Raw genomic sequence first — 14,733 nt, forward strand, 5'->3', positions numbered from 1 at the left:
GGTGTAGCTGAGGGCGCCGTTTCGCGGCGGTCTCAGTGGGGGATGTGAAAGATGTTGTCTTCATTGGTGTGTCGGTGACTTCACGAAGCGAGGTCTCCGGTATGTGGTTCAGCGACCAAGCAAGAACTGCATACCGGAGACCTCGTGGCCAGCGTAGTGGCAGCGAGGCGCGCGGACCTGACCGATGCCCAGTGGGCACGGCTGGAGCCGCTGCTGCCCCGCGGCAAGAAGGCAGGACGTCCACCGAAATGGACGAAACGGCAGCTCATCGACGGTATCCGGTGGCGCACCCGCACCGGAACACCATGGCGGGATGTGCCACCGCAGTATGGTGCGTGGCAGACGGTGTACGGGCTGTTCCGCCGATGGCAGCGGGCCGGGAACTGGGCCTTGCTGCTGAAGATGCTGCAGGCCTTCGCTGAGGCCACGGGCCGCATCGTGTGGCAGGTGAGCGTGGACTCCACCATCATGCGTGCCCATCAGCACGCCGCCGGTGCACGCCGCGACGGCAGCGCGCAGGTCGAACCACCGGGCGGATACGCCGACGAACCCGCTGATCACGCCCTGGGCCGGTCGCGGGGTGGGTGGACGACCAAACTGCATCTGGCCTGTGAGCAAGGCTGCCGGGTGCTGTCGATGCTGCTGACCGGTGGTCAGGCCGGTGACAGCCCGCAGTTCGGGGCGGTGCTCGCCGAGATCCGGATTCCACGCCTCGGGCTCGGCCGACCTCGTGTCCGGCCGGATCGGGTGTTGGCCGACAAGGCGTATTCCTCGCGCGCGAACCGGGACTACCTGCGCCGCCGTGGAATCAAGGCCACTATCCCGGTCCCGGCCGACCAAGCCGGGCATCGCCGCAACCGTGGCTCAGGGGGCGGGCGACCGCCCGCGTTCGACGTCGGCATCTACCGCGACCGCAACGCAGTCGAGCGAGGGATCAACCAGCTCAAGCAAAACCGCGCCGTGGCAACCAGATTCGACAAACTCGCAGTCCGCTACTTCGCCACCATTCACATCGCAGCCATCAACCAATGGCTACGACACGGGTGAGTCGCGGGCAGCCGTCACTCACCCACTTTCAAAACACGCCCTAGTCGGTCACCGGCGCACACCCACACGCCCGATGGCGCGGGCTACATCATCGGCGACCAGGACTGTGGCACCGGCGATCGACTGCCTGCGGGACCGGCGGCAGCATGATGGGTAGGGTGCTTTCGGATCCGCGCAGTCAGATAGTCGTAGCGTCGGGTGGTGATGGGGCGGCCATCGCGGTATCGGAGTACCTGGCTGGTGGTCTCCTCGCCTCCACGTCTGTTGACGTGCTCGAGTAACTTACCAATCGGAAACGGGGAAATCGGTTGCCAGCGAATGGTTTCCCCTTTCTCGCGCGCTGACGAACAGCGCCGAAATGTCCGGTAACTTTCGCGATATCGCCGAGCCTGCCCAACTGTTCCGCCGATCCCCTGTGCGGCGAACAGTTGCTCGACTCGGGGGTCATGGCCTGGTGAGGAGTTCGATTACGGCTTTGGCCTCTGCGGGTGTCGGGGTGGGCAGGTTTTCGCGACCGTGGATCAGGCCGATGCCGAGGTAGACCATCGCACCGGCGCGAATACGCGCCTGTGTCTTGTCGAAGCCGAGGTCGATCATGGTTTTGTTCACGATTTCGAAGATCCGCTGCTCGAGGGCGGAGACCGCGGCCGCCACTTGGGGATCGCTGCGTGCCCATTCGCGCACGGTTGTTTCGACGACCCAGGTACTGGCGTCGACCAGGATGGCGGTCATATTTTCGATTCGTTGTTCGACGGGAATCGAATCAATGGCGCCGAGGGCGCGAATGGTTTCGCTCTGTACGGTGGTCCAGCGGTCGGCCATCGCTTCGCGAAGTTGTTCGATGTCGTTGAAATGCCAGTAGAAACTACCTTTGGTGACGCCGAGTTCCTCGCACAGCCGCGGGATCCGCACGGCGTTGACGCCTTCGCGGGCAAGTAAGGCCAAGGCGCCATCGACCCAGTCGTCGTATGAGAGACGCGGTGTGCGCCCGCTGGCGCGGCGTTGGCTTTGTGCCTTCTTCGACCGCTGCTGGAGGTGACCATGGTGTTGATCACCGCCGACGGGCTGGGGGGCGCCGCTGGGTGGTAGGTCGGTTGTCATCGGCCCGAAGGTGTGGTGTCGGCGGTACTCACCTCCTGATGGTAGGTCAGCGGGTCGGGTGCGCCGAGTGCGCCGCGGGTGAGCTGTTGTACGGCGGGGTCGTCGGGTAGGTGAAAGTGATCGGTTTTGTTGCTCGGTTCGAAGTCCTGCAGGATTACCGAACGCATTCCCGGGACCTCTGCTGAGAGCGGCGGTGATACCAGCGCGTCGGACATCGAAATGATGTTGATGTAGGAGACCCCAGGTGTCGGTACCCCGTCGCGATGCAGCGTCCTCAGGAACGTGGAACCGGCGATGAGCTGTCGGCATCCTGCGCAGAAGGGGTCCAGCACCGGCGATTCGAGCGCGAGTACGGCATCGTAGGTCCCCGCGTTGCGACTGAGCTGTTCGAGGGTACCGAGTTCGGCGATGTTGGTCCCGTTCCACATCGGTCCGATCGTCACGAGCTGGTGCACAGCTCGGCCTCGCGGGAAATGCTGCGTGAAGTACTGCGTCACAAGGGAACCGGAGCCATGAGCGACGAATGCCGGTGGCGTGCTCGCGGAGTCGGGCAGCGAGGCCACGAATCGGTCGAGTTCTGCCGCTGCCTCTTCGAGGGCGACCAGGCCCGCCGCGGTGCTGAGCAGCGCTGTCGTCGCCGTGGCGCCATAGCTGAATGTGAAGGGGCACCAGCCGCTTTCGTGTAGTGCCGCCGAGAGATTGTCGAACTCGCGCTGATCGCGTCCGATGTCGTGCACCAGAACGACAGGGCGCTGGCACGGCGTTGTCGCGGGGGCTTGGGCGCTCGCGCTGGGTTGCGGGGGTGCCAGACAAACCAGCGCGATCATCGCCACCGCTGCTGGGGCCTTGATTCGCGATTGAGGTGTCACCGGTTTCCTTCCTGGTGGGGCGGCCGGCCGACGCGACATGCACTCCCGGACCACGAACCGCGGATCTGCCATTACTTTTCAGTACCGTTCACTGTACTAGATGGTATGGTCCCGCAATGGGTGCGCAATGAGGCCACCGGAGAAGGGCATGAGGATGGACCGACCGATTCGACGACGGCACCTCCTACGCGGAGCCACCGCTGGTGTGCTGGGCGCGACGTTGTCGCAGACTCCGCTCGTGGCCGCCGATCCGCTGCCGCCGGGGGTGGACAGTCCGCTGTTGTTCCACTCTCCGAAGGTCGAACGGTTCGTCGACGAATTGCCCCGGCTGCCGATCCTGCGTGGCAGTGAAATCGAACTGATCGCCTCGACTACCGTTCACCGTTTCCATCGCGACTTACCCGAATCGCCCGCGTTCGGATACAACGGCATGTCCTACCTCGGGCCGGTGATCGAGCATCGGGCCGGTCAGCCGTTGACCGCGACCTTCATCAATCGCCTCGGCACACATCCGTTCGCCGCCGACATCGACACGACGTTGCACGGTGTCGAGGCGAAATACCGGAGCACGCCCCCGAGCTCATTGCATCTGCACGGCGGTGTGACTCCACCCGAGAGCGACGGTCATCCCGAGCAATTGGTGTTTCCTGGACAGGACATCGTTCATCGGTTCCCACTGCGGCAGGATGCCGGCCACCTGTGGTATCACGATCACGCGATGGGCATCACCCGCGCGAACGTCTATGCGGGCTTGGCCGGGATGCTGTTGCTGCGCGACGCCTTCGACACCGGTGAACCCGATAATCCCGCCGGGCTGCCCGCCGCTGAGTTCGAGATTCCACTGGTGTTGCAGGAGAAGTTGTTCACCTCCGACGGGCACCAGAGCATCCGGTCCACGCTGATCGTGCCGCAAGGCGGCTGGGAGGGTGGGGCGGTCGGCGACATCGGTGTGGTCAACGGCAAGATCTGGCCGCAGATGCCGGTCAAACGTGGGCTCTACCGGTTCCGGACACTGAACGCCGCCTCGTTCAGTACCTGGAATCTGTACTTCAGCAACGGGATGCGGTTCTGGGTGATCGGAACCGAGCACGGACTGTTGAATGCGCCGGTCGCGGTACAGAATCTGCGGTTGGCGCCGGGGGAACGGGTCGATCTGCTGGTCGATTTCGCCGTCCTCGCCCCGGATGAGTCCGTCGAGCTGTGCAACGACGAGCAGCCGGTTTTCCAGGCGGCCATCCTCGGTGAGGTAGCGATGCCGGTGTTCTGCCGATTTCGTGTGCTCGACGCCGATGGCTTCGCCGGACCGATTCCCGAACGATTGCGTGGAGCGCCGCGCCAGCCCGCGGCGCTGCCGCCGCTGGAGACACCGACCGTGATTCGTAACGTGACGGTCAGTCAACCGTATGAGTTGCGTGATCCTCCGGCGATCATGTCGCTGAACAACATCACCTACGCCAGTCCGGAAATCGAGATGCCGCGCCAGGGCACCGTCGAGCAGTGGAACATCATCAACATCACCCCCGATCCACACCCGATTCACCTGCACCTGGTGACCTTCCGGATCCTGGACCGCACCCCGTTGCGCACGGTGGACTTCCAACTGGCCCACCCGCAGCCACCGGTCGGTGTGAAATGGACGCCGTCGGCCGAGGACTTTCTCGCCGGCCCTGAGCAGCCACCGGCACCGTGGGAGTCCGGCTGGAAGGACATCGTGCGCGTCGATGGCGGCACCGTGACCCGCATCATCGTCCGCTTCCCGACCGCCGAGGAGCTCGGGTTCGATCCGGACGCGCCATTCCCCCGCCTTGCACCACATACCCACGCTCCCCTGTCCCACCAATCTGTGAACCCGGACCCGGTGGTGCATCCCGCGCATGGTTCGACGCCGGGGTCCGACCTGCAGGGCTATGTATGGCACTGCCACCTGCTCGATCACGAAGACCACGACATGATGCTGCGATATCGGATGGTGCGAGGATGAGAATGCCGGTGCCCCAGCGGGTGGAGATCAGGGAAGTCGCGATGCGCGACGGACTGCAGAACGAATGGCCGATCCCACTGGAAGCCAAACTGCGGTTGCTGCAAGCCATCTCGATGACCGGTGTACGTGAGGTTGAGGTGACCGCGTTCGTATCGGCATCTCGGGTGCCCGCGCACGCCGACGCCGAACAACTGGCCGCCCAACTGTATCGCTGGCCGAAGCTCACCTTCTCGGCCTTGGTCGCCAGTCTCACCGGCGCTCGCCGTGCGGTGGCCGCAGGCCTGGAAACGATCGAGTACGTGGTCTCGGCCGCCGATGGGCACAGCCACGCCAATGTCGGTCGGTCGAGCGCCGAAGCCGCCGCCCGCATCAGCGATATCGCCCAAGTGGTGCACAGCGCCGGAGGTCAGCTGGAAGTCATCGTCGCCACCGCATGGGATTGCCCGTTCGACGGACCGGTCGCACCGCAGCGGGTGATCGAGCTCGCCGACCGCGCGGTCGATACCGGCGCCGACGCTATTTCCCTGGCCGACACCATCGGAACCACCACTCCGGCACGGGTGCTCGATCTCGTCGACCAGGTCCGGGCGGTGATCGGTCCCACCGCGCTCGGCGCCCACTTCCACAACACCTCGGGCACCGGACTGGCCAGCGCGTACGCGGCATTGCTCGCCGGTGTCACTCGGCTGGACGCATCGGTGGGTGGACTGGGCGGGTGCCCGTTCGCGCCGGGAGCCAGCGGCAACATCGCCACCGAGGAACTGCTCTACCTGCTCGACGGATGCGGCGTCGCCTCCGGGCTGAATCTGCCCGCGGTGCTGACCGCGGCCGAGTTGGCTCAGCACGCCGTCGACCGAACCGGTACCAGCAACCTGCTCGACGCCGAACGTGGCCGCCGCGACCGCGCACGGCAACAGGCGGAAAGCCGATGACCACCGCTCGTGGTGCTCTGCGCGCCGTGCCGGACACCGTGCACACCGGGGTCGCAAAGCTCACTGCCGCGGCCAGTACCGCGATCAGTTCGGTCGGGCAGTTCTATCTGCTGGCCGTGGATACCGCGCGTGCGTTGGCTCGCAGACGATTTCCCTGGTCGGAGTTCATCGAACAACTATGGTTCCTGGCGCGCGTGTCGCTGCTACCGACGGTGATGATGTCGATCCCGTTCACGGTGCTGGTCGTGTTCACCCTCAATTCGCTGTTGGGCGAGATCGGTGCCCGCGATCTGGCCGGTGCGGGTGCTGGGCTGGGAGCGGTCACCCAGATCGGGCCGTTGGTGACGGTGTTGGTGGTGGCCGGAGCCGGGGCCACGGCCATTGCCGCCGATATCGGGTCGCGCGTGATCAGGGAGGAAGTCGCGGCGATCGAGGTGCTCGGCATCGACCCGATACACCGGCTGGTGCTGCCGCGGGTTCTGGCCTCGACGGTGGTCGCGATCCTGCTCAACGGTGCCGTGTGCACTATTGGATTGATCGGAGGTTTTTTCTTCTCGGTCTATCTGCAAGATGTCTCGCCCGGCTCGTATGCCTCCAGTGTCACGCTGCTGGTCGGGTTGGGGGAGCTGGCACTCTCAGAGATCAAGGCCGCCGTATCGGGCATGATCGCCGGATTGGTGGCGTGCCATCGTGGGTTGTCGGTCACCGGGGGCGCCAAAAGTGTCGGCAATGCGGTGAACGAGACAGTGGTGTTCACTGCGGTGGCGCTGTTCGTCGCCAATACGGTGTTGACCTCGATCGGGCTCGCCCTTGGGGGGCACTGATGATATCGGGAACCGATCGGAGGCGGGCGGTCCGCAGGCGACTGGCCGCGTTGAGCAGGGGAGTCGATGCGGTCGGCGCCCAGGTGGTCTTCTATCTGCGGGCGCTGGGATCGGTGGGCAAAGCCGCGCGCTCGTACCACGAGGAAACGCTGCGCCTGATCTCGGAGATCAGTCTGGGTTCCGGTGTTCTCGCGCTGGTCGGCGGCAGCGTGGTGATCATGGGATTTCTGACCTTTTTCGCCGGTGCGACGGTGGCCATTCAGGGCTACGACGCACTCGGCGGAATCGGGGTAGAAGCCTTCACCGGATTTCTGTCCGCCTACGTCAATGTCCGTGTGGTAGCCCCTGTGACCGCAGGGGTCGGTTTGGCGGCCACCATCGGAGCGGGCACGACCGCCGAGCTGGGGGCCATGCGGATCAGCGAAGAGATCGATGCGCTCGACGCGATGGCCATCCCAGCGGTGCCCTACTTGGTCGGCACCCGTCTGCTGGCCGGGGCGATCGTGGTGGTGCCACTGTATGCCCTCGGTGTCGTGGCCGCGTTCTTCGCCAGCCGCATCACCACGGTGGTGATCCTCGGCCAATCCGCCGGCGTCTATGACCACTACTTCACCACCTTCCTCAACCCCGACGACGTGCTGTGGTCGTTCGCCCAAGCCATCGTGATGGCGGTGGCGGTGATGCTGATCCACACCTACTACGGATTCCACACCAGCGGCGGCCCCGCCGGAGTCGGCGTCGCCACCGGACGCGCGGTACGACTGTCGCTGATCAGCGTGGTCACGGTGACCTTGATGATTTCGCTGGCACTGTACGGAAGTGCCCGCCAACTGCACTTGGCGGGCTGATACGAGATGACCAATATGAAAAACAAGCTCGCAGCCCTAGCGCTGGTCGCGGCTCTGGCGGCGGCGATCGCCGTGACGTACTACTCGTATCGGGGCGCGTTCCGGCCCGCCGATCTGATCACCATCGAATCCGGTCGCGCTGGTCTGGCGTTGCGTATCGGTGCGTTGGTCAAACATCACGGCGTGGAGGTCGGTCGTGTCAGCGCCATCCATCAGGACCCAGATCGTGGCGCGGTTGTCACCGTGCGCTTGGATCGGGACAAGGCCGGCTCCATTCCGGCCGCGACGGGCGCCGACATCAGATCGACCACTATTTTCGGCGAGAAGTACATCACCCTGACCGATCCGGCGGTCACGACCAGCGGGGCCATCTCCGCCGGAACCGTGATTCGGGCGTCGTCGGTGACGACGGAAATCAACTCGGTATTCGAATCGCTGACTGCGGTACTGGCCGCAGTCACGCCGGAGAAACTCGACACCACCTTGTCCGCGATTGCCGCAGCTCTGCGCGGAAATGGTGCCGACTTGGGGCGAGCGATCGATGACGCCAATATCGTGCTGGCACAGATCAATCCGCGTCTGCCCCAGATCAATCACGACCTGCGTGCGACCGCGGACGCCACCACCATCTATGCCGACGCCGCCGATGACCTGGTGGCCACACTCACCAACGCCGCCACCCCGGCTGCCACTCTGGTCGCCGAAGGTGACCGACTCGACCACACCTTGCTTTCGATCATCGGGATGGCCGATACCGGCAACGATGTACTCGCCACCAGTAGTGAGCCGTTGATCTCGGAGCTGACGTTGCTACGGCCGACGACCGACCTGCTCGGCGAGTACTCCCCGATGCTCACCTGCTTCCTGCAAGGGGCCGACGAGGCCCGCAAACTCGCCGAACCGGTCGCCGGTGGCGACGGCGCGACTATGAAGTTGCGCTCGAGCCTGCTTTTCGGAGTGGATCCCTACGATTATCCCGCCAGCCTGCCGGTAGTCGCTGCCGCCGGCGGCCCGCGCTGCGGATCGTTGCCGAAAGTCACCATGTCCGAGGTTCCCACCCCTTATGTGGTGGCCGACATCGGAGCCAATCCCTTCAGCAATGACACCGGCGCGCCACGCCTGGTGCCGGGCTCGCTGCTGGACCTGTTGCTGTCCACCTCGTCACCGAGGGCACCGCGATGAAATCCAGGGCAGTGGCCGTCAAAACCGGCGTATTCACCGTGTGCATGCTGCTGGTGCTGGCCGGATTGGTGGTGGTGTTCGGTCAGTTCCGCTTCGATGACCGGACCAGCTATCACGCGGTGTTCACCGACGCCTCCGGACTCGAAGCCGGTGACTTCGTGCGGGTCGCCGGCGTCGAGGTTGGCCGGGTCGGCGCGGTGAAGATCGGGCAGGCCTACCACGCGCAGGTGGAACTGAACCTCGACGACAATTACCGCCCGACCCGCGCCACACGGGCGGTCATCCGATACCAGAATCTGGTCGGCGATCGCTATCTGGAACTGCGCGAAGGCGATGGGGATCCGGCACCGGTACCGGCGGGCTACACCATCGGTCTCGACCACACCGCTCCGGCACTGGACATGGATCTGCTCATCGGCAGCTTCCAGCCACTGTTCCGCGGGCTCGAGCCCGACCAGATCAACCATCTTTCGGCCGAGTTGATCGCGGTCCTGCAAGGTCAAGGAAGTACTGTGCAGTCACTGCTCGCACACGCCGCGTCGCTGACGAGCACCCTCGCCGATCGCGACCAGCTCATCGGCACGGTCATCACCAACCTCAACACCGTGCTGGGCGGCATCGACAAACACAACGGCGAATTCTCCTCCGCTCTGGACACGATCCAACAGATCGCCACCGGACTGGCCCAGGACAGCACCACATGGGGACAGGCACTCGAACAGATCGACACCTCCGCCGCGACCGTGGCTGCGCTGCTGGGACAAGACCGTGCGGCGTTGGCCGGCACGATCGGTGAACTCGACCGCACCGCCACCCAACTCAACGCCGGTAGCGGCACTCTCGACAGCGTGCTGGGCCGGTTGCCCGACACCTATGCGGCGCTGAGCCGCCTCGGCGCGTACGGCAACTTCTTCAACTACTACCTATGCGGTCTCCGGATCAAACTCAACGGTCCCGACGGCGCCGCGGTCACTACCCCCCTCTTCGGGCAAACCACGGGAAGGTGCGCTCCGAAATGACCATCCATCACCACGATCGCAATTATGTGCGCGCAGGCGTACTCGGCACCGTGCTGATCGCACTCATAGTGCTGACCAGCCTCAACATCGACAACCTGCCGATCGTGGCCAGCCGCAGCACCTACCGTGCACTGTTCACCGACAGCGGCGGACTCGAACCCGGTGACGTCGTCGAGGTCTCCGGCATCGACTGCGGCCGGGTACGCAGCATCGACATCGACGGCGCCGCGGTCGTGGTCGAATTCAGCGTCGATGCCGGACTGCGACTGGGCAGCGAAACAACCGCCCAGATCGCGACCGCAACAGTGCTGGGCGCCAAGCATCTGCGGCTGCGGCCGGCCGGTGCACGCGCGCTGTCCCCCGGGGACACCATCGGATTGGACCGCACGCATTCGCCTTACAACCTCACCGACGCTCTCACCGACCTCACCGACACCACCGGGGCTATCGACACCGCGCAGCTGAGCCGATCGATGCAGGTTCTGGCACAGACCCTGCAGCAGACTCCCGATGATCTACGCGCCGCCGTCGACGGGGTCGGACGGCTCTCGGCCACCATCGCCGAACGCGACCAATCATTGCGTGAGCTGCTGGAACACGCCGCGAGCGTCACCACCGTGCTGTCACAACGCAGCGGCCAACTCAACACCTTGATCAACGACGCCAACATTGTTCTGGGTGAGCTCGAAGCTCGCCGGGCCGCGGTGAACACGTTGTTCTCCAATGTCACCGAGTTGGCCACCCAGTTGAGCGGGCTCGTCCACGACAACAGAGCCCAAATTGGCCCGACGCTGGATCAGGTCAACGACGTGTTGTCGTTGTTGCAGCGCAACAACGACAACATCGCCGCCGCGATCCAACGCCTCGGGCCCTATATCACCGAACTCGGCGAAGCCGTCGCCAGCGGGCCGTTCTTCAACTCCTACATCCAAAACTTGATCCCCGGACAGCTCATCGAGCCGTTTGTGCGAGCCGCACTTGGTCAACTCGTGAACCCCACGGCAGCTCCCCAGGAAGGCCGATGAACACCGATCCGATCCAGCAAACGGTCACCGCCGGGACCGAAAACAGTCCGCGATCGCGCAGGCGCACTCGGTGGCTGGCCCTATTGGTCGCCCTTGGCGTGCTCGCCGTCGTTTCCTACACCGTGGCTCCGCGCGTCACGGGTTACACCGTGACCGCCGAATTCGCCGCTGCCACCGGGATCTATCGCGGTGACGACGTGCGCGTGATGGGCGTGACCGTCGGCAGGATCGAGGCGATCGAACCGGTCGGTGACAAGGTGCGGGTGCGGATGCACCTGGACTCGGGCCGATCGATACCCGCCGACGCCAAGGCGGTCATCATGTCGCCGAACCTGGTGTCGTCGCGGTTCGTTCAGTTCGCTCCCGCCTACACCGGGGGTGACCGCTTGGCGCGCGGAGCGACGATTCCGATTTCGCGCACGGCGATACCGGTGGAATGGGATCAGATCAAGGCCCAACTTCAGCGGCTGGCAACCGCATTGGGCCCGACCGACACCGACCCCCAGGGTCCCCTCGGGCAGGTTGTCGACGCGGCCGCGGCCAACCTGCGCGGGCAGGGCGCGAGTCTGCATGACACGCTGGCAAGCCTGTCGACGGCGATGAAAACCCTCTCCGAGGGGCGCGCTGACCTGGTCTCGATCGTGTCCAATTTGCAGGTATTCGTGACCGCGTTGTCCCAGAGCGGGCAGCAGATAGTGGCGATCAACAACCGGCTCGCCTCGGTCGGTTCACTGCTGGCCGACAACCGCAAGGATCTCGATACCGCGCTCACCCGACTCGACGACGCGCTCGGACAAGTCACCGACTTCGTTGCCGCCAACCGCGACAAACTGTCGGCCACCGCAACCACGCTGTCGCAGGTCGTTGCCAACCTTGCCCAGCAACGCGATGGGATCGCCCAGATCCTGCACGTGGCACCCACCGCGTTGGCGAACCTGCAGAACATCTATCAACCCGCCCACAACACCGTGGTCTCGGCGCTGGCATTGAGCAACTTCGCCAACCCCGTGAACTTCATTTGCTCGGCGATCGCCGCAGCCGAGCAAACTGACGCTCACACCGGTGCGCAGCACTGCGTCCAATACCTCGGGCCACTGCTGAATCTGCTGACCACGAATACCGTACCGGTGCAACTGAACCCATCCCGAGGAGTCGGAGCGCTACCGGGGCAGCTGGTCTACAGCGAACCGGGCCTGACCCCGGCCAGCACACCCCAGCCCGCGGCTCCGACGTTCCAACAGCTGCTGGTCCCGGGGGTACCCCGGTGAGCCCGCGCCGGTTGACCGGCAGACGATCGGCACGCACGACGCTGGTCGGTCTCGCCGTCGTCGCCACCATCAGTGGCTGTCAATGGCGTGGCCTCAACTCGCTGCCCTTGCCGGGCACAGTCGGGCATGGGCCCGGGTCGTATTCGGTGCGCATCGAAATGCCCGATGTCGCCACCATCGACCGCAACTCTCCGGTGGTGGTCGACGACGTGACCGTCGGCTCGGTCACCGCGATCAGCCTGCACAACCAGCACGCTCTGGTGACCGTCACGCTCGACGGCGGTGTCCGGTTGCCGGAGAACGCCACTGCCAAAGTGGGCCAGACCAGTTTGCTCGGCAGCACCCATATCGAATTGGCTGCACCGATTACCGAACCCGCGCAGGGCACCCTGCACGATGGGTCCCAGATACCGCTGGCTCGCGCAGGTGCTTTCCCCACCACCGAACAGACACTGTCGTCGGTGTCATTGGTGCTCAGCGGGGGAGGGCTGGCCCAGATCCGCGACATCAGCGGTGAACTCAACGCAGCACTGTCCGGCCGCGAAGACGCGACACGCCAGCTGCTGACTCAATTGCACACTGTGCTCGGCGGTCTCGATGAACAGCGAAACGACATCGTGGCCGCCATCGCCGGGCTGGACGTGCTCACCGCACGCTTGTCCGCCCACCATGACGAGATCGGTGACGCGTTGGCTCGCCTGGAACCCGCGTTGACCCTGCTCCGCGATCGCCGTGCCGACCTGACCCATGCCTTGACCAGCCTCGGCGCCTTGGGCGCTACCGCCACCACGATCGTCACCAGCACCAGCTCCGATATCAGCGCTGAGCTGCGCAGTCTGCAACCGGTGCTGGCCGGGCTGGCCGACGCCGGATCGGCGCTCACCGAATCCACCCGCTACCTGCTGACCTACCCGTTCCCCATCGACACCTATGCCAACGCGGTCCGCGGCGACTACGCCAACGGCGAGGTCACCCTCGATCTGACCTTGTCGACCCTGGACAACGCGCTGCTGCTGGGAACCCCACTGCAGGGGATGCTCAGCGGATTGGAAGCCATCATCGGCCATACCGCTCCCGGCGCCCACCAGAACGCACCCCTGCCGCTGCCGGAGTTGCTGAACCCGCCCGCCACTTCCACACCGGGGAGCCCACGATGAGGTGGAAACCCACACGCCCTTTCCCCCGCAGACTATGGATCTTCGCGGTCATCGCCGTGGTCGCTCTGACGATTGCCGGGGTCGAGTTCGCTCAGATTCCGCAACGCGCCGGACTCGGCCGATACACGGTGTACCTGGATCTTCATGAGGGCGGCGGTCTCTATACCAACGCTGATGTCAGCTATCGCGGCGTCACGATAGGGCGAGTGAGCACGTTGACCGATACCGTGACGGGTGCCAGAGCCGGCCTCACCTTGGACTCCTCGACGAAGATTCCCGCCGACCTCGACGCCGCAGTGCGCAGCATGTCCGCGGTCGGTGAGCAGTACGTCGATCTGGCACCGCGCAGTTCGGGCGGACCATATCTGTCGGAGGGATCGGTCATCGTGGCCGCGCGAAGCTCCACACCGATCGAAGTGGGCCCGATACTCGACCAGATTCAGGCAGCACTGGCCGCGATCGGTCCGGACAATCTGCGCACCGTTCTCGATGAGGCATTCATCGCCGTCAACGGAGTCGCTCCCCAGCTACGCCGACTGCTCGACGCACTGCACCAGCTCGCCCGCGCGGCCTCCGAGGTCAGCGGCCCTACCGCTACTTTGATCGATCAACTCGGCCCGTTGCTGGACACCCAGACCGTCACCGGTGACGCGATCCGCTCATGGGCGGAGTCGATGGCCGCGCTGACCGGGCAACTGCGTGACAGCGACCCTCATCTGCGCGGAGTGCTCGACAAAGCGGCGCCGACCGCGCAGGAGATCTCGGCGCTGTTCCAGGATCTGCGCCCGACCATTCCGCTGCTGCTGTCGAACATGATCACCGTGGAGCAGGTCGCCGCGGTCTACAATCCGTCGCTCGAACAGATCCTGGTGCTGTATCCGCCGCTGATGGCTGCTACCCAGTCCGCGGGGCTGCCCAACGCCGATGATCCCGCCCAGAACACCTTCTTCGCCAACCAGCTCAACGATCCACCTCCGTGCATCGAAGGGTTCCTGGCGCCCGAGCAGCGACGCTCCCCGACCGATCTCGACGTCCCCGCGACGCCGGACAATCTGTATTGCAAGGTGGCACCGGATGATCCGCGCGCTGTCCGCGGCGCCCGTAACCTGCCGTGCATCGAATTTCCGGGCCGACGCGCGGCCACGGTGCAACTGTGCCGCGACCCTTCCGGTGACACGACACCATCGACCGCCACGGCTCCCGCCGCTGCGCCGCCAGCCGCAGGAGTACCACTCACACCGGGAGCGCTCACTCACCCCGCTGCCAGCGTCACCACCTACGACACCCTCGACGGCAGCTATCTCGGCGGCGACGGGCGGCTGTATACCGAGCCCGGATTAGCCGGGTCGCGGCGGGGCAAACCCGTCGATCTGTCGGTGCTGCTGGCACCGCCACCGTCATGACAAGGTTCGTTGGCCGAACCATCGTCACAACGCGGGATGATCCCTCGTCGGCGTGCCGGTCCGGCTCGGAAACGAAC

13 protein-coding genes are annotated in these 14,733 nt (G+C 65.1%); 11 read left to right on the plus strand and 2 right to left on the minus strand.

Annotated elements, in window-relative coordinates:
• The first annotated feature begins 144 nt into the window (after window positions 1–144).
• Complete coding sequence (locus OG874_RS07985) at window positions 145–1,047, plus strand: IS5 family transposase (protein WP_330254475.1); 903 nt, start codon at window positions 145–147, stop codon at window positions 1,045–1,047.
• 444 nt (window positions 1,048–1,491) lie between these two features.
• Here OG874_RS07985 and OG874_RS07990 read toward each other — a convergent pair whose 3' ends face one another.
• Together OG874_RS07990 and OG874_RS07995 are read right to left on the minus strand one after the other, a co-directional pair.
• Window positions 1,492–2,148: a TetR/AcrR family transcriptional regulator gene (locus OG874_RS07990; RefSeq protein WP_330254476.1), complete on the minus strand. Its 657-nt coding sequence runs from the start codon at window positions 2,146–2,148 to the stop codon at window positions 1,492–1,494.
• On the minus strand, window positions 2,145–3,017 hold the full coding sequence (locus tag OG874_RS07995; protein ID WP_330254477.1) for an esterase/lipase family protein: 873 nt from the start codon (window positions 3,015–3,017) through the stop codon (window positions 2,145–2,147). Before OG874_RS07995 ends, OG874_RS07990 begins: the two co-directional genes overlap by 4 nt.
• 154 nt (window positions 3,018–3,171) lie before the next feature.
• On the opposite strand from OG874_RS07995, the gene OG874_RS08000 reads away from it, so the two are divergent.
• The 10 genes from OG874_RS08000 to OG874_RS08045 are packed head-to-tail and all read left to right on the plus strand — an operon-like array spanning window position 3,172 to window position 14,656.
• Window positions 3,172–4,998 (plus strand): multicopper oxidase family protein, encoded by a 1,827-nt coding sequence (locus OG874_RS08000; protein ID WP_330257218.1) that lies wholly within the window; start codon window positions 3,172–3,174, stop codon window positions 4,996–4,998.
• 2 nt (window positions 4,999–5,000) lie between these two features.
• A complete protein-coding gene (locus OG874_RS08005; protein ID WP_330257219.1) occupies window positions 5,001–5,930 on the plus strand; it encodes a hydroxymethylglutaryl-CoA lyase in 930 nt (309 codons plus the stop codon).
• Complete coding sequence (locus OG874_RS08010) at window positions 5,927–6,754, plus strand: MlaE family ABC transporter permease (RefSeq protein ID WP_330254478.1); 828 nt, start codon at window positions 5,927–5,929, stop codon at window positions 6,752–6,754. The genes OG874_RS08005 and OG874_RS08010 overlap by 4 nt, the downstream gene beginning before the upstream one ends.
• Complete coding sequence (locus tag OG874_RS08015; protein WP_442943383.1) at window positions 6,751–7,602, plus strand: MlaE family ABC transporter permease; 852 nt, start codon at window positions 6,751–6,753, stop codon at window positions 7,600–7,602. The genes OG874_RS08010 and OG874_RS08015 overlap by 4 nt, the downstream gene beginning before the upstream one ends.
• A 15-nt stretch (window positions 7,603–7,617) precedes the next feature.
• Window positions 7,618–8,784, plus strand: coding sequence for an MCE family protein (locus OG874_RS08020; RefSeq protein ID WP_330254480.1), 1,167 nt, complete (start codon window positions 7,618–7,620; stop codon window positions 8,782–8,784).
• Window positions 8,781–9,803 carry an MlaD family protein gene (locus OG874_RS08025; protein ID WP_330254481.1) on the plus strand — a complete coding sequence of 341 codons (1,023 nt, stop codon included), beginning with the start codon at window positions 8,781–8,783 and terminating at the stop codon, window positions 9,801–9,803. The genes OG874_RS08020 and OG874_RS08025 overlap by 4 nt, the downstream gene beginning before the upstream one ends.
• A complete protein-coding gene (locus OG874_RS08030; protein WP_330254482.1) occupies window positions 9,800–10,828 on the plus strand; it encodes an MCE family protein in 1,029 nt (342 codons plus the stop codon). Before OG874_RS08025 ends, OG874_RS08030 begins: the two co-directional genes overlap by 4 nt.
• Window positions 10,825–12,096: an MCE family protein gene (locus tag OG874_RS08035; RefSeq protein ID WP_330254483.1), complete on the plus strand. Its 1,272-nt coding sequence runs from the start codon at window positions 10,825–10,827 to the stop codon at window positions 12,094–12,096. Before OG874_RS08030 ends, OG874_RS08035 begins: the two co-directional genes overlap by 4 nt.
• Window positions 12,093–13,253, plus strand: coding sequence for an MCE family protein (locus OG874_RS08040; RefSeq protein WP_330254484.1), 1,161 nt, complete (start codon window positions 12,093–12,095; stop codon window positions 13,251–13,253). The genes OG874_RS08035 and OG874_RS08040 overlap by 4 nt, the downstream gene beginning before the upstream one ends.
• Window positions 13,250–14,656, plus strand: coding sequence for an MlaD family protein (locus OG874_RS08045; protein ID WP_330254485.1), 1,407 nt, complete (start codon window positions 13,250–13,252; stop codon window positions 14,654–14,656). The genes OG874_RS08040 and OG874_RS08045 overlap by 4 nt, the downstream gene beginning before the upstream one ends.
• Window positions 14,657–14,733: the final 77 nt, after the last annotated feature.

Origin of the sequence: Nocardia sp. NBC_00565 (genome assembly GCF_036345915.1) — a bacterium.
Taxonomy (GTDB): domain Bacteria; phylum Actinomycetota; class Actinomycetes; order Mycobacteriales; family Mycobacteriaceae; genus Nocardia.